Consider the following 18,234-nt stretch of genomic DNA (forward strand, 5'->3'; position numbering starts at 1 on the left):
TCATCCTCCTTTGCCACTAAATATAGCATATTTTCTTCTGATTACCTATCGTGGCAAATCTTTTTCATATTTTTTTCGTAAAGCGCTCAGACGTTCCAATCGCTCGATATTTTGTTCTTTTTCTTTCATGCTGAGACCGAGGATCATATTTTCAATCAAAAGTGTTGGTGCGACCATCGAATGGAACTCATTGGTATCGCCTCTGCTTGCAAACAGTGTGATCGTAGCAAGAGAGGTGAAATCGGCAATTAATTGATCCGTGATCATGATCGTCTGATAGTGGATGTCACGTTGATATTCGAGGACAATCTTCTCCTCGGGTAGTAATCTTCCGAAGGCGAATAATACGACGACATCTTGATTGGTCAAGTGGAGTAAGTCCTCTAATATTTCATTACCATGATGTTCAATCAGTTGAATGGTGATACCAAACCGCTTGATACGATAGACGAATAATTCGCCTAAACCTTTCGATGGTCCGGTGGCAAGCACATAAACTTTCTTTGCGCGGAACAGGCAGTCGATGGCTTGCTGAAATTTAGCAGGATGCAAGTTGTCGAAAGTCTCCTGCAAAAGCGAAATGCTCTTCTCCATCGTTAAGTATGTTTTTTGCTGGGCGGGATTGGGCTGAATGCCTCTTATTTTTCGGGCAGGGGATACTTCTAATTCCTTTTTCATCTGCTGCTTAAAGGCTTTTAAATTCTGATAACCGATCACTGGCCAAAAACGGGAAACCGATGCAATGCTGATGCCGATTTCTGAGGCAATCTCCTTCTCCGTTGAAAGTAATACCTGTTGCAGATGCTTGGAAATATAATTAGCAATTTTTATTTGATTCTGCGTTAAATTTGCCTTGTCGACTTGTAGCGGTACCATCAAAGCTCCTCCTTAATCCTCTGTAATAGTGTAAATAATTATCGGTGCTTATTAGCAAATTAGATGAAATCATTGTAGCAAAAATTCAAGTCTATCAGAGCTTAATGATAAAAAAATTACATAATGATAATAAAAGTTAACAAATTTACATTTCTTTAACTTTTTTTGAATAGTAGGTTAATAATACAATTCTACAATGAAAGTAACCAAATAAAGGAGGTAAGATCAATGGCTACAATAAACAAGCGTTACACACTAACACAGTCACAGAAGATGATGGTATTTATTTTGTCGATGTCGTTGTATGGTTTGTCGAACATGATTACAGAATTGGTGCCTAGTGCAAAGCTTGGCCCGATTGAATTTTCCATTGAGTATTTCGCTTTTATCCCATTAACATTATGTATTCTGTTTCATCCGCTCTATGCTGCAATTGGAGCATCACTTGGTGAAATAATTTTCGGTGAATTGATGCTCGGTCAATTCGGTGGTTTTGGTGAATTAGAGAAATTTATCGCTTTTTCTTTAGCGATGTATGTGGCAGGTACATTTGTCCGTGATCCAAAAAACCTTAAGCAGGTTGGAACGGCGGCAATCCTCGGGGTAATCATTCATCAGGCGATCAGCTGTACAGTAGATATTATGAAGGTCTGGGTCGGAGTGGAAGAATTAGAAGCCGTTCCAGGACTTGCGGAAAGTGTTGTCGTCATTGAAGGGATTTCTTTCTTTAATGATGTGTTATTCTCAGGGATTTTGTTCGCCCTATTACCAACTTTATATTTAGTTCGACGTTTATACGGGAAAATCGAACCGTTATTAGGAATGAAACCACGAGATCGTCATGATCGTTACCCATTAAAAGAAGTAATGGGACCACGAATTGTCGCAACTGGAATTATTTTAGCGTGTGCTGCTTTCCTTTTTGAATACTTATCGGAAGTAGGTTTCAATGTCGAATGGGAAGCAGATTTTCTGGAAATATACGGTGATGGCTTCATTTGGGTAAGTCTGGGTGCTGCTCTCCTTGTTGCAGTCATCACGATTAGCGTCATGCTAGCGAAAAAGTCTAAATCAAAAGTATCTGATCAACAGGAGGAAAAGATTCCGTCATGACACATCAAATAAAAATAAAGGATGTTACGTTTCAATATCCGGGTGCAGACGAGCCGGTATTACATAACGTAAATCTGACAATAGAAAAAGGGGATTTTGTTGCGGTTTTAGGTGGCAATGGCAGTGGAAAATCGACCATGTGTAAATTGTTAAATGGTTTGATTCCGCATTATTATGTCGGTGATTTTTCCGGCGAGGTGCTAGTGAAAGGATTAAAAACGACAGATTATAAAGTCGCTGAACTTTCCCATCATGTCGGCTATGTCTATCAGGATTTTGAAAATCAGATTGTCAGTCCACGAGTGTTGGAGGATGCTTGCTTTGCTCCTCTGCACTATGGACTTGCTGATTATCGTGAGCGGGCTTTACATGCTCTCGAGATTGTAGGGTTAGCTGATTTGCAAGATTCATTTATCTGGCAGCTCAGTGGCGGTCAAAAGCACTTGCTCGCCTTAGCTAGTATCTTATCATTAAATCCGGATATCATCATCATCGATGAGCCGGTAGCACAGCTGGATCCCCGTCATGCAAAAGACATTTATGATATTTTGGCAGAACTGAATGAGGTTCATGGCAAGACAATTATCGTGATTGAGCATCATACCGAATTTGTCGCGTCCTATGCAAAAAAAGTAGTGCTTCTAGAGAAAGGGACGGTCCATTTTGACTTACCGGTGGAGGAAGCTCTGAATCAGGTGGATACGTTACTGAAGCATCAAATCTATCCGCCACAAGTAACACAAGCAGCAAGGCAGACAGGCATGAAAGACAACTTACCGGTTACGTTAGAGCAATGTGACAGCTGCTTCACTGGACAAGAACGTGCAATCGAATCGGTACCAGCTGATATACCACGGCAAAAACCGATTGTGACGTATGATCACGTGTCTTTTGCCTATAAGACCATCACACGGGAAAAAAGACAAGTGCTCCACGATATTAATTGTATGATTCATGAAGGTGATTATATCGCATTAGTCGGTAACAATGGTGCAGGGAAATCATCATTAATGCGCTTGATGACCGGTCTTGTCAAGCCAGCTGACGGTCAAGTCATGATTGGTGGTGAAAATACGAGATCATTGCCGCCAGAATTTTTGGCTGAGAAGATCACTTATATTCATCAGAATCCTGAGCAAATGTTTATTGATGATTGTGTCGAAAAAGATGTGGCTTTCTATATGAAATCACGTAAAATCAAAGGCTATCAAGATTACGTGCAAGCACTGCTCGAGCAATTTGAATTGACAGAACTAAGAGAGCGGGACAGTCGTTTGTTAAGCGGTGGACAGCAACGTCGTGCATCACTAGCGATTGGTGTCGGCATGCATCCGGAGATCATGCTGCTGGATGAACCAACTGCTAATCTTGATATCGCTACGAGAAAGCATATTACCAGATTGCTAGATGAATTAAAATCCCAGTTGAAGGCTGTTGTTATCGCAACACACGATATGCAATTAGCTTGTGAGTTTGCTAATCGAATCATTGTCATGCACAACGGCAGGATTATCCATGATGGTGACCGGGCGTCTGTATTTGAAAATTTTCGATTATTAGAAAAAGCAGGTCTTGAAGCACCACAAATTTTTTCGTTATCTCAACAGCTTGGTTGGCAACAGCCAGCCTATACCGTAGAGGAATTTGTCAATCGCTATCAGAGAGAGGAAGTTAGCAATGGAATATACGCGTAAATTTGCTGATAAATTATCGGTTGAACAAATGAAAATAGAATTATTAAACACAGCCTATGGCAATGACCATACCTTCTTGGCAAAATTAGATCCAAGAACATTGTTTATCTGGTATTTGTTCTTTGGTATTGTGCCTTGGTTTCTCCATGATGTAAAAGTTCTGATCGGTATGTGTGCATTTATGATCATTACCACTTATATGGCGAAAATCAGTCCGCTGATCATTTTTATTTTGTGCTTAGGTTTATTGGGCCAGGGTGGTTATCTTTTAATTGTTTCCTTCTTTTTTGGCGGGGATTTATCAACAATCCTGCCATTGTTAGTGCTGACACTAAAGTTATCCACGATTTCTTTAGCAAGCATTACTGTTTTTTGTTCGATGAATCCAGATAAATTAAGTGATGGTTTGTTGAAAATTAAAGTGCCTGGTCAGGTATCATTCAGTATCGCTTACGGATACCGGATGCTGCCTACATTACTTGAGGAATATCACCACGTTTTTCAATCGTTTCGCCTACGTGGGAAAGCTCCGAAAAAACGAGGTTTCTTATATATTAAATCGATCACCTATTTTGTCAAAATCGCGATGTTCTCCTTTTACCCGCTGTTATTATCAACTGCTAAACGGGCAAGAACAACGGTGGAAGCATTAGAAACAAAAGGCAGCATGTATGGCTTTAATCACCCGGAAGTTCGCAAATTGAAGCTAGCTGCACTGAAAATGAAACGAAATGATTATTTCTTTTTAATCGGATCGAGTGTGTATGTTTTCGCATTATTTATTTTACTATAGGAAGGTGTTTACAGATGATTATCGATTTTCATAGTCATGTCAAAATTTCAAAAAAATCAACATTTATGCCAGATTATTTTCGCGAAATGATGGCAGAAGCAAAACAAAACGGCTTAACGGCATTGGCCTTAACGGAACATTTTAACACAAGCCGTTTCATGGATATTTATCACTTTTTGGATGCCAATTACACGTATGTGAATGGTTATTATGAGGTGGATGGTTTAAAACTGTTTCCAGGAGTCGAGGTGGATGTCTGTGAAACAGGGCATATTTTACTGATAGGTTCTCGGGCAAATGTTATAGCGGTTCGTGAGCAATTAACAGGCAATTTGACGAAGGAGCAATTCATCGCTTTTGATCAATTGATGGATCTCGCTGATCAGTATGATTTATTGAAAATCGGCGGACATCCTTATCGTGACAGCACGCCACTTGCCCGTAATGTGTCACGCTCCCAGTTACAACGATTGGATGCGCTCGATCTAAACGGGAAGGATTTGTATGCAAAAGGAGTTGACGCATGCAAAGAGGAATTGCAGCAATTAGCTGATGAAATTTTGCTTCCAATTGTCGGTGGAAGTGATACCCACCAGTTCTTGCAATATGGCAGTATCCTCAATCATTTTTCTGTCGATTGTGAAACGAGCGAACAGCTCAAACATGCGATTCAAAAAGGACAATACCAGGTCCAGATTTCGGAGCAATTGCCTTTGAAAGTGAAATCAGCAACATTAGTAAAAAAATATATGAAGAAATATTTGAAGGAAACGGAAATAGTATCTATGTAACAAAAAGCTGTACCTTAATAGTAACGGGTTCAGTTTCTGGAGAGAAAAATGCTAATAACAATTGAAATGACATAATAATTAGCATAGGTTTTAACTGTGTATATGGCAAACAAAAACGCTCAGATTGTTCTGAGTGTTTTTTATCGTACTATTTTATTTTTATCTTTAACTAAAGCCACCCGTTACTTTAAGTGTAATAGTTCACATAACCTAAATTTTCTTTTGCTACCCTTATGTTATGTTTAATAATGGCTAAAATAAAAATGTCCCCTTTAACAGAGGCTATTTCATCGTTAATAGAAATTTCATCTATGTTTTTAGTATAAACAAACTCAAGTCCACCGACTTCTTGAATCGTTTGAGTTACATCATTTGCTTCTGGTTTTACCCCTATTTCTTCAAGTTTATCCACAGACAGCACAATCCTAATATTGATTCTTGGCATTTCGAATCATATGCTTAATGGTTCCTTCTTGTTCTATTCCTACTTTACGCATAATCTTTCCAGAGGCTATAAATAGTGGAACAAAGGGGATGGAACGGAGGCATTAAGTGCTGTCATTGAATTTGGTTTTAGACATATGAACATTCACAAAATTTCAGCAGCACATAATTTAGACATCCAGCCTCATGAATTTCACTCTTGCTTAAATGATCACTTTAATTAATTAGTGATGACGCTCTAAAAACGCCAATAAAATCTTTGAGCTAACAGAAGAGATTAGAAGTTATTGATTTAAGTCAATGAAGTCCCTTATTTCTTGTATTACAATACAATAAAACCGTAAAGAGGAGTGTTTATATGACAAACCAAAGTAATTCGTTCAATAGTCAACACATTCCCGCCGTTATTGCTGGAATATCTTTAATTATTATGGGCATCGCTGCCGCTTTTTCGTATGGGTATGTCCACAATTCATTAGTTGTAAGCCGAGATTCTGTCACCACCTTACAAAACATCGAAGCATCGTTATCACTATTCCAATGCGGAATCCTTGGATGGGTTGTAATTGTTCTATCGGATATACTTGTTTCATGGGCTTTTTATGTATACTTGAAATCAATTCATCGTGACTTATCGCTTTTGGCTGGATGGCTTCGTCTTGTCTACACCTTCATTCTAGCCATAGCAGTTTCCCATCTAGTGATTGCTAGCAATCTAGTTCGCCAACATACGTCTGGTGAATTCATTGAATTTACTCCCTCGGATTTTATGACATCCATTTTGGCTTTCGAATCTATATGGTCACTAGGATTAATCATATTTGGCGCACATCTAATCTTGGTCGGAAGTATTGCCTTAAAGTCGAAACACATCCCAAAAGTCATCAGTGTCCTGTTAGTTATAGCAGGTGCAAGCTACACGCTGATTCATCTACTACATGGCTTCTTTCCACAATTAGACAAAGTGACTTCCTCCATCGAAATGGTTTTAACCATTCCAATGACAATTGGGGAACTTGCATTTGGGATTTGGCTCTTGTTGAAAGGAAAAAAATAGGACCATAGATAAATTCACAGGTAACCTTATTCAAGGCGCTTTTTAATCCGACTTAATGACTCAGGGGTAATCCCAAGATAGCTTGCTAGTTGGTGCTGTGCCACCCTGTGAACCAGTCCGGGTCTCTTCTTCAATAGTGCCTCGTATCGCTCTTGAGGTGTCGAGACCATAAACGCAGCAAAATCATAGTGCATTTCACTGATATTTTCTACTATGATTTTGCGCGTCATCTTTTCTAGACCTGGATACAATTCGTACATATCCTGTTCGATAGATAAGTCCCCTTCCACCAATACACAGTCTTCAATACAGCAGATTGAGTAATTGGATGCTTTATCATTACTATTCTTGTTAAATATCGTGACACTTTGCTGTTCAGTAAAAAAATTATAGGTGATCTCTTTCCCGTTCTCATCTACTGCGTATTGTCGTACGCACCCTTTTAAGATGAAATAACATTTGTCAGGAACCTCACCTTGATGTAATAAAATTCTTCCCTTTTCAAAGGTGGTTATAGGTAGAGATCCAGCAATTTTTTCAAGTTCAGCATCACTTAGATCTGTAAACTTTTTCATATACTGAATGATGATATCTTTCATCCTATTCACCTCTTAATGATTATTTGTAACCCTTTCTTCAACTAAGTTACCCGTTAATTGAATAAGCTCATTCTCTTTTTCTAGCTATATTTTAACATAAAATCCCACAAAACCTTTTTAAATAACCAGAACAAATCATTTTTGGTATCACATATGATGATTGAAATAACATAGTATTTAACACTTGTTTTAGCACCTGAATTGCAAGCGGTACATAGATCTGTGTACCGTTGTTAAAAAGATTAATGTGAAAAACTCGAAGAAGAACTAAAATAATTCGTTATTGGAATCAAACTCTGCTATCATATGGTTAAAAAAAGGAGCCAAATACAGATGTCTCATTTTCCAAAAGTCGTCGCATATTATTATAAACGCTGGCATGAATTTGAGATGGCTTTGCATCAGCATCAGGCGATGGAAATTATGTATGTGATCGATGGAAAGTGTCAGGTGGAGGTCGATCAGCGAACGGTGCAAATCCGTAAGGGTCAGTATATTTTTATTCAGAGCCAAGTGAATCATCGACTGATCATCGATAAGGCACACCCATGCAGGATGTTAAACTTAGAATTCATTATGGACGACAAAGACGACAGCTATATATCCTTTGATAAAATAGGTGCCCAGCTAAAAGACTTATGGGACTCAAACAGTAGGTATTTACTGTTAAAGGATGAGGAGTCAGTATTTTTCACTTTACGTCAATTAGTTCTTGAACTAGATCATCAATCTTCGGACAATGAACTATTGATCGATAATTTGATGGTTCAGCTGTTAATGTGGATGGCTCGAAATCGACGCGAACTGGAAAGTGATGCGGATAACCAATATATCAAAAAAGCGTTAACGTTTATCCATGAATCGTATGATACCGAAATAACCGTAACAGACATTGCGAACGTTACCCATCTGCATCCTAATTATCTTCATCGGCTTTTTAAGCAATCACTTGGACATACGATTAATCAATATATCACCAAGGTCCGGATGGATAAAGCAAAAATGCTGCTCGTTAATACTGAAATTCCAGTTACAGACATTGCCAACTATGTAGGGATGAATACCAGTCAGTATTTTAGTCGAACGTTTAAACGAAACACAGGTTTATCACCATCGGCATACCGTGAGCATTTTCGGGAGATTTAAAAGTTAGAATTTTATACATATTTATTGTAATACATTTCAAAAGTTAAATCGCTTTCAATTTTTTCGTGCTAAGCTAGCCTTAATGATGAAAAAGGAGGAAGTCGTTATGTCATTTAAAATTGCATTTATAGGAGCAGGGAGTATTGGTTTCACAAGAGGTTTATTGCGAGATGTATTGTCGGTGCCTGAATTTCAAGGAATCGATGTCGCATTTACTGATATTAACGAACAAAATTTGGATATGGTAACGCAGCTGTGCCAACGAGATATAGGTGAAAATGGCTTAGCCATCTCGATTGAGTCGACCACCGATCGAAAAGCAGCACTGCAGGATGCCAAGTATATTTTTAATGTGGTCCGCATTGGTGGTTTAGAGGCTTTTAAGCATGATGTCGAAATTCCGTTGCAGTACGGCATTGATCAATGTGTGGGAGATACATTAAGTGCCGGAGGGATTATGTACGGGCAACGAGGTATTGCTGAAATGTTAGAAATTTGCAAAGATATTCGCGAGGTGGCAGCGGACGATGTATTGCTGTTAAATTATGCGAATCCAATGGCGATGCTGACGTGGGCTTGTAACAAATACGGTGGTGTTCGGACGATTGGTCTTTGTCATGGCGTGCAGAATGGCCATAAACAAATTGCGGAAGCATTAGGCAGGAAAAAAGAAGAAGTAGATATTATTTGCGCGGGTATTAATCATCAAACCTGGTATATCGATGTCAAGACAGATGGTGAGGATCGCACGGGTGAATTATTGGAAGCATTCGAGCGTCATTCAGAATATAAGAATACGGAAAAAGTAAGAATCGATATGCTTAAGAGGTTTGGTTATTTCAGTACAGAATCCAATGGTCACTTGAGCGAATATCTGCCATGGTATCGGAAACGTCCGGAGGAAATCAACGAGTGGATTGATCTGAGCAGTTGGATCAATGGAGAGACTGGTGGCTATCTGCGTGTCTGTACAGAGGGCCGTCATTGGTTTGAAACAGATTTTCCGAACTGGTTACAAGAGCCAGTTTTTGCATACAAAGCCGAAAATCGTGGGGAAGAGCATGGTTCATATATATTAGAAGGATTAGAAACCGGACGTGTCTATCGTGGTCACTTTAATGTGGTGAATAATGGCATCATTTCCAATTTACCAGATGATGCGATCATTGAAGCACCGGGATATGTAGACCGTAACGGGATCAACATGCCGGTAGTAGGTGATTTGCCGCTTGGTCCAGCAGCTGTATGCAATAATAGTATATCGGTACAACGACTGGCTGTGGAAGCAGCAGTTCATGGTGATGATTATTTATTGCGGCAAGCGATGATGTTAGATCCATTAACAGGCGCGGTGTGTAATCCAAAAGAGATTTGGCAGTTAGTTGATGATATGCTAATCGCTGAAAAGCAATGGTTACCGCAATACCAAGCAGCAATTCAAGCAGCAGAACAACGAAAGCAGTCTCAAGAGCGTCTACCAACAAAAGATTATCAAGGAGCGGCACGTCTAAAAGTTAAATCGGTAGAAGAAATGGCCCAAGATCGAGTAGCCGCCAATCAAAATGCAGGAGAAGCGGACAAAGGAAATTTTTGATCAACACTTCAAAAAAAGGTATAGTAAAACCACCAGGAATGCCTGGTGGTTTTTCTTCAAGCTTAAAGCTCCTGTAATACGAATTATGTCAATTAGCCTAGCTGAAGCCGTGCCCAACAGGATTCGGAGCATATTTCCGGAGCTTTGCTACGCATTTAAAACATTTCAAAACGACCACATTGTCATACCGTTCTATTTTACATAATCCGTACTATAGACAGCATTATATATAATTAAGCTAGAGCGAATTTTCTTATTTTTAGATGAAAGGAGAATGAAGATGAATATTATTCCCCTGGGAATTTGGGGCGGTTATCCGAAGGCAAACAGTGCCACTTCGTCGTTCTTAATAGAAGAGGGCGGCTTTCGTTTGTTGTTTGATTGTGGCAGTGGCGTTTTAAGCTCTCTGCAAAATCACATACACATCCAACAGCTCGACGCAGTTATCGTTACCCATTATCACCATGACCACATTGCTGATATCGGAGCCTTGCAATACGCGAAATTAATACAAAATCAATTAGCCGACGAGAAGAAAACATTACCTATTTATGCGCACAATAGGGAGGACTCCTTTCAGACACTAACCTTTAAAGATCATACGAAAGCGGTGGACATTACACAAACCAACCAAATAGGACCTTTTGCCATTCAGACAATCAAAACCAATCATCCCGTGTACTGCCTAGCCGTCAGAATAGAGGCAAATGGAAAAAGCGTCGTATTGACAGCGGATACGGGCTGGGAGCCTGCATTAATTGATTTTTCGGAAAAAGCAGATTTGCTCATTTCAGAAGCGAACCTTTATATGCAGTATGAAGGACAAATACCAGGTCATATGACAGGAAGACAGGCAGGTTTATTAGCGAAGGAAGCAGATGTAGAGCAATTACTGTTAACCCATCTGCCACACTTTGGAGAAGCAGAGGACCTTGTCAAAGAAGCGCAACGGCATTTTAGTAAAAACGTATCTCTGGCACAACCAGGAAAAAGTTATCCATTCGTTTAAAAAAAAGAAGTCATGTATGTAAACCGCATGACTTCTTTTTCGTATCACTATTGCTTTGCTTCATAACCAGCAGCGAAGATAGCAACAATAAATGTAACACTTACACCTATTACTAATGCAAGACCCATGTGTATCCTCCTTTTGTCAGATTATTATGTACGTTTATTCTCCCCTTATTATAGCGAATCCCATTCGGTTTGTGAAGGTTTTTAAATAATGGTTGCCCAATCTGGACATTTTAGATGACAAAGAGCCTCCAATTCATTCTCTCGCATGTGCTGATAAGAGCTGGCAGCTACTAAATCTTGATCGACATATCCAGGGTGAGTCATCACTTCGATAGACGGTGTATGAATTTGACGGATTTTTTCAAAAATGTCAAGATCGACACCATCTCCATAGAAATTAGTATATAGTTGCGCCGTTAACAAAATATCAGATGCTGTATGTAAGGATGGTGTGTATCGCACCGGGACCTGATACATATGTGCTAATTCAAGTATGATCGGTTTTAGCGGTTCCCAGCCATGAATATGGTGGTGACTGTCGATGTGGTGAAGGGGCAGACCAGTTTTTAAAAAAGCTTCGATTTGTGTCTGCCATTCTGCTTTTACAGCGTGGAGATCTGTGATCGTCTCCTTTAGAAAATGCTTGCTATATTTGAACTCACCATTGTGATTGGTCAGCCCCGGCAGATCGTTTCGTAACGGTTTTCCCCATGTCAATACTAAGTGAATACCGACATGAAGCGAAGGGGTTTGTTGTGCCATGGTGACAGCATATTCGGTAGCCTTCGCATTCATCATTAACGTGGTGGAGGAGACGACCCCATTTAAATGAGCTTCGACTATACCGTCTGTTACACTTTTGGTTAAACCGAAATCATCCGCATTAAATAAAATATCCATCTCTACACCTTCTTTAGATTATGATTCTTCTTTGTCAGGATAATACCGTTCAATAACAAAATTGGTCTTATCACCTCTGAAGTACGATTGTGAGTATTCGATTTTTTTACCTTCTTTATCCTCCGCTATCGTTTCAATATAAAAACAAGGTAAACCTGTTTCAGACTCTAAATAATAAGAGGTGCTTTCATCAGAAAGGGTAATTTCAATATGCTCCGTTGTTTTTGCGATGTTTACCTGAAAATCTTTTTTTAACGCATTATATAATGAAGTTTCAGCTTGTTCCTTCGTAATCCCAGGGGCAACACTCCACGGAATATACGATATTTCAAATTGGGTCGGGCTGCTGTTCGCCTTTCTGATCCGTTCGATTTTCTGGATGGGATCATTTAATGGTACGTCCAATGCTTGCTGGATAGTAGCATTAGCGGGAATGACGGATAATTGATGTAAGACGATTTCTGCTGTTTTCCCCTGAATTTCCAATTGATCCACGTACCTTTTGACCGTTTGTGATAATGTCTGGCTAACCTTCTTATCTGCTACAAATGTACCTCTTCCTTGTACTCTTTCCAAGTAACCTTCAATCGTTAACTGGTTTAAAGCTTCTCTGACAGTTGTCCTGCTTACGTCAAAATCGTTACACAGTTCCAATTCAGTCGGGATTTTTTCTCCTTTTTGATATTGTCCACTTTTGATTCGGGTAAGCAGCTCGTTTTTTATATAGGCATGTAATGATTGTTTTTTCTCCATAATGTGCTCCTTCAATAAAATATCCATTCTGTTACAAATAGTGTACTAGAAACAAATTTGTATGACAAGTGATAATAGATCATAACAAATGAATGATTTTTTAAAGTTTTATTTACGATTTGTATTTTGTATGATACATTTGGATTAAAAAGTAGGTATAAATTCCTTGCAGAAAGAAGGGTTTTTGTCATATGACGTTGAAATTAGTAGTAATAGGGGGAGGGTCAAGCTATACTCCCGAAATAATCGAAGGTGTTTTGAAACGTCATCATCAGTTATCATTTACAGAAATTGTATTGGTAGATATTGAAGAAGGCAAAGAAAAAGTAAAAATTATTGCAGATTTAGCAAAGAGAATGATCCAACAAGAAAAAAAGGAGATAAAATTAAGTTGGACGCTAGATCTTGAATATGCTTTACGAGAAGCAGAATTTGTTACTACACAAATACGTGTCGGTGGACTTGATGCAAGAGAACGTGATGAGCGAATCCCGTTAAGCCATGGCTTTATTGGACAGGAGACGAATGGTGCTGGCGGGATATTGAAGGCTTTTCGGACGTTTCCAGTAATGCTGCAAATTGCAGAAGCGGTTCATCGGATTTGTCCTGAGGCCTGGATGATTAATTTTACGAATCCTGCTGGCATTATTACAGAGGCATTGCTAAAGTATTCGACCCATAAGAAAGTAATCGGCGTTTGTAACATTCCGTATCATATGCAGCAATCAGCAGCAGAAATATTAGAGGTGAACGCTGATCAGGTTTTGGTAGAATTTATTGGCCTGAATCATTTTGTATTTGGTCGTCGTGTCGAAGTGAATGGCATAGATTATACAGAGGAGTTAACTGAAAGATTAGATCACAATCATGCCAAATACTCACCGGCTAATATTATTCACTTAGGTTCGTCTAAAGCATTTATGCAGAATATGAAGCTCATTCCGAACCCGTATCATCAGTATTATTATCAAACGAAGGACATGTTGGCAACACAACAGCGTGCTTATAAGAATGGGGAAACAAGAGCGAAAGCGGTGAAACAACTAGAAAAACAGTTATTTGCCATTTATCAGGATTCTGCTTTAACGAAGAAACCAGAGCAATTAGAAGAAAGAGGCGGAGCTTTCTATAGTGAAGTGGCTTGTAGATTGATGGATTCCCTTTATAATAATAGAAAAGACATTCAAACGGTAAATACCTTAAACAATGGCGCGATAAAAGAATTACCAGATGATGCGGTAATTGAAGTGAATTGTTTCATTACCAAGGACGGCCCAGAGCCCATCACGATAGTCTCTTTACCAATGGCTGTAAAAGGGGATATTCTGCAGATGAAGGCGTTTGAGGAGCTGGTGATTGAAGCAGGCATTTCCGGGGATTATCATCAAGCGTATCAGGCATTCCTGGCAAATCCATTAATTAAAGATGAAAAAAGGGCAAAAGCATTGTTAGACGAAATGCTGGCAGCGAATCATAAGGAGTTACCGCAGTTTATGATTGGGGGTTAGTGAGATGAAGCGTACCAAGAAGCAAGCGTTTATAGAGATGGCGGGAAAAATCGGTTCCGAACGACATTTAGTAGCGGTGCGGGATGGATTTGTAGCGGTAATGCCACTTGTTATAATTGGTTCTTTAGCCGTTTTAATTAATAATTTCCCTCCATTCGGAAACTTGTCTCTTACAGATGGTCTCAACATAATATTTGGAGAAGGAAACTGGCAGCAAATTGGAGGAACAATCTGGAATGGAACTTTTGCGATTCTGGGATTATTGGTAACGTGTACAATTGCCTACCATTTAGCGAAAAGTTATAATATAGATAGATTATCGGCATCGCTTATTTCGGTTGCCTGTTACATTATGCTTGTACCGATAACGGATGATTTTGGATTGGATATGAATTGGCTCGGTACGCAAGGATTATTTGTTGGTATTATTGTTTCTTTATCGATAACCGAGTTATTTCGGATACTAATCACGAATTCAAAATTTATCATCCGAATGCCTGAAGGAGTACCGCCTGGTGTAACGAAGTCGTTCCGGGCTTTGATTCCTGCCTTGATTATCTTTACGATTGTCGGATTGCTGCAAACATTGTTAACGATATTGGCGGAAACGACTATTTTTGAAATTATATTTGCCGCCATGCAACAGCCGATTCAAGGGGTGGGTAATTCATTACCTGCTGCTATTTTTATTGCACTGCTCAATCAATTTTTGTGGTTTTTTGGATTGCATGGTACGAATATTAGTGGTGCTATAACAGAACCTGTATACATATCACTTGTAGAAAGGAATATTGCTTTATTCCAGTCAGGTGTCACTGCTTATGATGTGCCGAATATTGTAACGAAGCCTTTTTTGGATTCTTTTATTTATATGGGTGGAATCGGTACAACGTTAGCCTTGCTGATGGCGATTTTTATTGTCGTACGTCATGAAAAAAAACATCCATATCGTGAGATAGCGAAAGTTTCAGCACCAGCCAGTTTTTTTAACATAAATGAACCTGTTATATTCGGTTTACCGGTCGTGTTGAACCCCATTATGTTTATCCCGTTTGTGCTGGCGCCGGTAGTGCTGACTATTATTTCGTACTTTGCGTTGTATACCGGTATGGTGCCAAGGACGGTCGCTATTTTGCCTTGGACGACTCCCCCTATTATTAGTGGTTATTTAGTAACAGGCGGCAGTTTACGCGGGGTTATTTTGCAATTAGTCAATTTAACTGTGGCTGTTTTCATATATATACCTTTTTTAATGGCAGGAGTCAGATCTTATAAACAAAGGATGGAGGGGTGACGTTGTCTGAAGTAGAGGAACAAATGGAAAAAATAGCTTTTACAATCATTCTGCACGCAGGAAATGCTCGTTCGCTAGCGATGGAAGCTATTAAACTAGCCAAAGCTGACCAGATAACAGAAGCAGCGGATAAGATCGCTTTAGCAGAATCAGAATTTACCAAAGCACACCATGAGCAAACAACCCTTTTGCAACGGGAAGCAGAAGCTCGGTATAATCATCTTCCTCTTATCCTGATTCACGCGCAGGATCATTTAATGATGGCAATGACAGTAAAGGACTTAGCGGTAGAGTTCATCGATATGTATCAAAAACTACATCATCTGGAGGGTGAAAAATGAAATTACTCTTAGTATGTTCCGCGGGAATGTCAACTTCCATTTTAGTCAACAAAATGCAACAGGCCGCTGCTGAAAATGATGTGACAGCAGAGATTCATGCGATAGCAGAATCAGATTTACAACAGCATGTGGAAGGTTCTGACGTCGTATTAATTGGCCCACAAATCCGCTATCTGGAGAAGAACATCCGCCAAACCGTTGAACCATTTGGTGTAAAGTGTGACGTAATGGATCAGTCGGCTTTCGGGATGATGAGAGGCGACCAGATCCTCGAACAAGCACGGCAATTGATGAAATAAATAATAGGCACGGCAGAAATATAAGAATGAATCTTACGTCCAAAATGTGTTGAAAGCTGGAAAAAGTGTACGTAAGAACGAGTCTTATAAACAGTTCAAAGTAAAAAGTCAAAAGACGAGATCTCGCGGACACTTTTTTTGAAAAAGGTAGAATACTGTCTATAAGACTTAATCTTATAACCAAAGTTTGATGGAAATTAAAAACGTCAGTAATTAAGACGCTCTTCCAGACGATCCCAAGTTTCTGTAATTCCTTGAAGCATTCCCATATCCATGACTTTTTGAAGTGCTTCAGCAGAAACATATTCTGCATGGTTCACAAGTTTTGTCTGTCCATTCCCTATGTCAATGAATTCCAACGTAATTTCAGAAGAAGGCATGGTTTCGTCAATCGTCCCTTCTGCATCTGAAAAATAATCGGTGTAAATAATCGTTTCCGGTTCGATAATTTTCTTATAGATCACTTTTCCCCAGGATTCCATTCCGTAAAAATCTCCTTGGTTCCGATCAACGCATTTCATACAGTAATGCCAGCTGCCACCATTTCGGAAATCAACGTGACAAACAGGAAGTTCCCAACCTGCTGGTCCCCACCAATGCTTGAGATGATCCGCTTCTTTAAACATTTGGAAAACAAGATCTTGAGGAGCATGAAAAATACGCTCCAATACTAGTACTTTTTCGTTCACTACTCTAGATTTCATTTCAGATGTTGACATTGTCATTCCTCCAATTGTTATCGTTTTCTAAAGGTTACACGGAGCTAACTTAGCGGTTTTTTTCCTTGCATCACATCGAGATAATCGTCCAATCGATCCATTCTTGCTTCCCATATTCGACGATAGGAATCAAGCCATTCATCCAGTTCAACGAAAGGTTCCGGTTTTAGTTTATAAATGCGACGGTTGGCGATTGGATGAACCTCGACAATACCTGCTTCGCTTAATACCCGGAGATGCTTAGATGCTTGGGGCTGGTTTAATTGAAGCTTTTCGGCAATTTCTCCTACAGGAAGTGGCTGGTTAAGAAGTAAATCTACGATTGCTAGTCGGCTTGGTTCTGCGAGTGCACTAAATGTTTGTGTGTTCATGTTGTTCTCTCCTAACATACATATTTTTAAAAATTAGATGCCTATATGTACAACGAGAATCACCTCCATGATTTCAAAGTGTTTCTTGTCATTCTAAGCTGTTGATTTGAATATAACACGAAAGGAATATTCTTTTCAAGGAATATTCAAAATAATTGCTACTCTACTAATAAATGATTAAATGGGGTAACATTGTCAGTGAACAAATTAAATAGAGAGGGTGGTAGAGGTGAATAGGAAAGAGGTCATCTTAAATCAATTTAAAGCTTGTCACAACACGGACACTTGGTTTGTTTCTTTGCAGACTGCCTTAAAAGGACTACCTGCAGAACAAGCCTATAATTATAGTGCGATTTCGGTTCATTCTATTTTTGAAATTGTTAATCATCTTTGTTTTTATAACAATCTGGAATTAAATCGTTTTAAGGGAGTACAAGATAATGTTCAGATCTCTGACAATGAGACGACATTTAAACCTTTGACAGAAAAAAGTTGGGAGCTGCTTGTAGAGGAATTATTTCAAACATTGGAACGTTGGCAATCGGCAATCGAACAATCTGATGAGGAATGTATCGAAAAAAATGCTGAAAGCCTGACGTACATCAATCTGCACAATGCCTATCATATTGGGCAGATAGTATTTATTCGTAAAAGCCTTGGAACATGGAATGATAGCCAGGGCGTTCATTATAACGTTTGATTCCCTGGGTATTGATTATATGATCAATTTGGACAGTAGGCAAACCGGGCAAAAATCCACCAGGTCCGACAAACGTAAGTAGATATACAACTACCTATATTACGGATTATGTAAAGTTGCTGAGTGGTAATTTTGAAATTATTCAAGTGCTGGGATACCGCTCCGGCCAACCACTTCGCGTCCTGCGGGGCACGGCTGAAGCTAACTTTGTGAAGAAGAGCGCTT

Annotated in this window: 20 protein-coding genes; 13 read left to right on the forward strand and 7 right to left on the reverse strand. The window is 39.3% G+C overall.

The window, feature by feature from the left end; genetic code table 11:
* Nucleotides 1-45 precede the first annotated feature (45 nt).
* Nucleotides 46-876, reverse strand: a complete 831-nt coding sequence (locus tag MUN88_RS11310) for a MurR/RpiR family transcriptional regulator (RefSeq protein WP_244715065.1) — start codon at nt 874-876, stop codon at nt 46-48.
* Between the two features lie 228 nt (nt 877-1,104).
* Between MUN88_RS11310 and MUN88_RS11315 the strand changes: the two genes are divergently transcribed.
* The 4 genes from MUN88_RS11315 to MUN88_RS11330 are packed head-to-tail and all read left to right on the forward strand — an operon-like array spanning nt 1,105 to nt 5,267.
* A complete protein-coding gene (locus MUN88_RS11315) occupies nt 1,105-1,989 on the forward strand; it encodes a DUF8171 family membrane protein (RefSeq protein WP_244715067.1) in 885 nt (294 codons plus the stop codon).
* Nucleotides 1,986-3,683, forward strand: a complete 1,698-nt coding sequence (locus tag MUN88_RS11320; protein ID WP_244715069.1) for an ABC transporter ATP-binding protein — start codon at nt 1,986-1,988, stop codon at nt 3,681-3,683. The genes MUN88_RS11315 and MUN88_RS11320 overlap by 4 nt, the downstream gene beginning before the upstream one ends.
* A complete protein-coding gene (locus MUN88_RS11325; protein WP_244715071.1) occupies nt 3,667-4,476 on the forward strand; it encodes an energy-coupling factor transporter transmembrane component T family protein in 810 nt (269 codons plus the stop codon). The genes MUN88_RS11320 and MUN88_RS11325 overlap by 17 nt, the downstream gene beginning before the upstream one ends.
* Before the next feature lie 14 nt (nt 4,477-4,490).
* Nucleotides 4,491-5,267: a PHP domain-containing protein gene (locus MUN88_RS11330; RefSeq protein ID WP_244715073.1), complete on the forward strand. Its 777-nt coding sequence runs from the start codon at nt 4,491-4,493 to the stop codon at nt 5,265-5,267.
* A 187-nt stretch (nt 5,268-5,454) separates the two neighbouring features.
* Here the strand turns inward: MUN88_RS11330 and MUN88_RS11335 are convergent, their stop codons facing one another.
* Entirely contained in the window at nt 5,455-5,679 is a 225-nt protein-coding gene (locus tag MUN88_RS11335) for a hypothetical protein (RefSeq protein ID WP_244715075.1), read from the reverse strand.
* A 390-nt stretch (nt 5,680-6,069) separates the two neighbouring features.
* On the opposite strand from MUN88_RS11335, the gene MUN88_RS11340 reads away from it, so the two are divergent.
* Entirely contained in the window at nt 6,070-6,768 is a 699-nt protein-coding gene (locus tag MUN88_RS11340; protein WP_244715077.1) for a DUF4386 domain-containing protein, read from the forward strand.
* A gap of 26 nt (nt 6,769-6,794) precedes the next feature.
* On the opposite strand, the gene MUN88_RS11345 is transcribed toward MUN88_RS11340, so the two are convergent.
* Entirely contained in the window at nt 6,795-7,367 is a 573-nt protein-coding gene (locus MUN88_RS11345) for a Crp/Fnr family transcriptional regulator (protein WP_244715079.1), read from the reverse strand.
* A gap of 333 nt (nt 7,368-7,700) precedes the next feature.
* On the opposite strand from MUN88_RS11345, the gene MUN88_RS11350 reads away from it, so the two are divergent.
* From MUN88_RS11350 to MUN88_RS11360, 3 genes are all read left to right on the forward strand, one after another.
* Nucleotides 7,701-8,513, forward strand: coding sequence for a helix-turn-helix transcriptional regulator (locus MUN88_RS11350; protein WP_244715081.1), 813 nt, complete (start codon nt 7,701-7,703; stop codon nt 8,511-8,513).
* A 106-nt stretch (nt 8,514-8,619) separates the two neighbouring features.
* On the forward strand, nt 8,620-10,107 hold the full coding sequence (locus MUN88_RS11355) for an alpha-glucosidase/alpha-galactosidase (protein ID WP_244715083.1): 1,488 nt from the start codon (nt 8,620-8,622) through the stop codon (nt 10,105-10,107).
* A gap of 280 nt (nt 10,108-10,387) precedes the next feature.
* Complete coding sequence (locus MUN88_RS11360; RefSeq protein WP_244715086.1) at nt 10,388-11,116, forward strand: MBL fold metallo-hydrolase; 729 nt, start codon at nt 10,388-10,390, stop codon at nt 11,114-11,116.
* A 209-nt stretch (nt 11,117-11,325) separates the two neighbouring features.
* Here MUN88_RS11360 and chbG read toward each other — a convergent pair whose 3' ends face one another.
* Together chbG and MUN88_RS11370 are read right to left on the reverse strand one after the other, a co-directional pair.
* The gene (gene chbG, locus MUN88_RS11365; protein ID WP_244715088.1) at nt 11,326-12,024 is read right to left on the reverse strand and encodes a chitin disaccharide deacetylase; all 699 of its coding nucleotides are present in this window, start codon (nt 12,022-12,024) and stop codon (nt 11,326-11,328) included.
* A gap of 18 nt (nt 12,025-12,042) precedes the next feature.
* The gene (locus MUN88_RS11370) at nt 12,043-12,777 is read right to left on the reverse strand and encodes a GntR family transcriptional regulator (protein ID WP_244715090.1); all 735 of its coding nucleotides are present in this window, start codon (nt 12,775-12,777) and stop codon (nt 12,043-12,045) included.
* A gap of 191 nt (nt 12,778-12,968) precedes the next feature.
* Between MUN88_RS11370 and MUN88_RS11375 the strand changes: the two genes are divergently transcribed.
* From MUN88_RS11375 to MUN88_RS11390, 4 genes are read left to right on the forward strand one after another with little or no spacing between them, the layout of a single operon-like run.
* Nucleotides 12,969-14,285, forward strand: coding sequence for a 6-phospho-beta-glucosidase (locus tag MUN88_RS11375; protein ID WP_244715092.1), 1,317 nt, complete (start codon nt 12,969-12,971; stop codon nt 14,283-14,285).
* 4 nt (nt 14,286-14,289) lie between these two features.
* The gene (locus tag MUN88_RS11380; RefSeq protein WP_244715094.1) at nt 14,290-15,579 is read left to right on the forward strand and encodes a PTS sugar transporter subunit IIC; all 1,290 of its coding nucleotides are present in this window, start codon (nt 14,290-14,292) and stop codon (nt 15,577-15,579) included.
* A gap of 23 nt (nt 15,580-15,602) precedes the next feature.
* Nucleotides 15,603-15,920 (forward strand): PTS lactose/cellobiose transporter subunit IIA, encoded by a 318-nt coding sequence (locus MUN88_RS11385; RefSeq protein WP_244724475.1) that lies wholly within the window; start codon nt 15,603-15,605, stop codon nt 15,918-15,920.
* Nucleotides 15,917-16,219, forward strand: a complete 303-nt coding sequence (locus tag MUN88_RS11390; protein ID WP_244715096.1) for a PTS sugar transporter subunit IIB — start codon at nt 15,917-15,919, stop codon at nt 16,217-16,219. Before MUN88_RS11385 ends, MUN88_RS11390 begins: the two co-directional genes overlap by 4 nt.
* Before the next feature lie 206 nt (nt 16,220-16,425).
* On the opposite strand, the gene MUN88_RS11395 is transcribed toward MUN88_RS11390, so the two are convergent.
* Nucleotides 16,426-16,938 carry an SRPBCC domain-containing protein gene (locus MUN88_RS11395; RefSeq protein ID WP_244715098.1) on the reverse strand — a complete coding sequence of 171 codons (513 nt, stop codon included), beginning with the start codon at nt 16,936-16,938 and terminating at the stop codon, nt 16,426-16,428.
* Between the two features lie 44 nt (nt 16,939-16,982).
* Nucleotides 16,983-17,309, reverse strand: coding sequence for an ArsR/SmtB family transcription factor (locus tag MUN88_RS11400; RefSeq protein WP_244715100.1), 327 nt, complete (start codon nt 17,307-17,309; stop codon nt 16,983-16,985).
* Nucleotides 17,310-17,538: 229 nt separating this feature from the next.
* On the opposite strand from MUN88_RS11400, the gene MUN88_RS11405 reads away from it, so the two are divergent.
* Nucleotides 17,539-18,009: a DinB family protein gene (locus MUN88_RS11405; protein WP_244715102.1), complete on the forward strand. Its 471-nt coding sequence runs from the start codon at nt 17,539-17,541 to the stop codon at nt 18,007-18,009.
* Nucleotides 18,010-18,234: the final 225 nt, after the last annotated feature.

Origin of the sequence: Gracilibacillus caseinilyticus (assembly GCF_022919115.1) — a bacterium.
Taxonomy (GTDB): domain Bacteria; phylum Bacillota; class Bacilli; order Bacillales; family Amphibacillaceae; genus Gracilibacillus; species Gracilibacillus caseinilyticus.

What these genes read in the sequence shown, in the direction of transcription:
- MUN88_RS11310 (WP_244715065.1), bottom strand. Translation starts at nt 876, where the DNA reads ATGGTACCGCTACAAGTCGACAAGGCAAATTTAACGCAGAATCAAATA.
- MUN88_RS11315 (WP_244715067.1), top strand. Translation starts at nt 1,105, where the DNA reads ATGGCTACAATAAACAAGCGTTACACACTAACACAGTCACAGAAGATG.
- MUN88_RS11320 (WP_244715069.1), top strand. Translation starts at nt 1,986, where the DNA reads ATGACACATCAAATAAAAATAAAGGATGTTACGTTTCAATATCCGGGT.
- MUN88_RS11325 (WP_244715071.1), top strand. Translation starts at nt 3,667, where the DNA reads ATGGAATATACGCGTAAATTTGCTGATAAATTATCGGTTGAACAAATG.
- MUN88_RS11330 (WP_244715073.1), top strand. Translation starts at nt 4,491, where the DNA reads ATGATTATCGATTTTCATAGTCATGTCAAAATTTCAAAAAAATCAACA.
- MUN88_RS11340 (WP_244715077.1), top strand. Translation starts at nt 6,070, where the DNA reads ATGACAAACCAAAGTAATTCGTTCAATAGTCAACACATTCCCGCCGTT.
- MUN88_RS11345 (WP_244715079.1), bottom strand. Translation starts at nt 7,367, where the DNA reads ATGAAAGATATCATCATTCAGTATATGAAAAAGTTTACAGATCTAAGT.
- MUN88_RS11350 (WP_244715081.1), top strand. Translation starts at nt 7,701, where the DNA reads ATGTCTCATTTTCCAAAAGTCGTCGCATATTATTATAAACGCTGGCAT.
- MUN88_RS11355 (WP_244715083.1), top strand. Translation starts at nt 8,620, where the DNA reads ATGTCATTTAAAATTGCATTTATAGGAGCAGGGAGTATTGGTTTCACA.
- MUN88_RS11360 (WP_244715086.1), top strand. Translation starts at nt 10,388, where the DNA reads ATGAATATTATTCCCCTGGGAATTTGGGGCGGTTATCCGAAGGCAAAC.
- chbG (WP_244715088.1), bottom strand. Translation starts at nt 12,024, where the DNA reads ATGGATATTTTATTTAATGCGGATGATTTCGGTTTAACCAAAAGTGTA.
- MUN88_RS11370 (WP_244715090.1), bottom strand. Translation starts at nt 12,777, where the DNA reads ATGGAGAAAAAACAATCATTACATGCCTATATAAAAAACGAGCTGCTT.
- MUN88_RS11375 (WP_244715092.1), top strand. Translation starts at nt 12,969, where the DNA reads ATGACGTTGAAATTAGTAGTAATAGGGGGAGGGTCAAGCTATACTCCC.
- MUN88_RS11380 (WP_244715094.1), top strand. Translation starts at nt 14,290, where the DNA reads ATGAAGCGTACCAAGAAGCAAGCGTTTATAGAGATGGCGGGAAAAATC.
- MUN88_RS11385 (WP_244724475.1), top strand. Translation starts at nt 15,603, where the DNA reads ATGGAAAAAATAGCTTTTACAATCATTCTGCACGCAGGAAATGCTCGT.
- MUN88_RS11390 (WP_244715096.1), top strand. Translation starts at nt 15,917, where the DNA reads ATGAAATTACTCTTAGTATGTTCCGCGGGAATGTCAACTTCCATTTTA.
- MUN88_RS11395 (WP_244715098.1), bottom strand. Translation starts at nt 16,938, where the DNA reads ATGTCAACATCTGAAATGAAATCTAGAGTAGTGAACGAAAAAGTACTA.
- MUN88_RS11400 (WP_244715100.1), bottom strand. Translation starts at nt 17,309, where the DNA reads ATGAACACACAAACATTTAGTGCACTCGCAGAACCAAGCCGACTAGCA.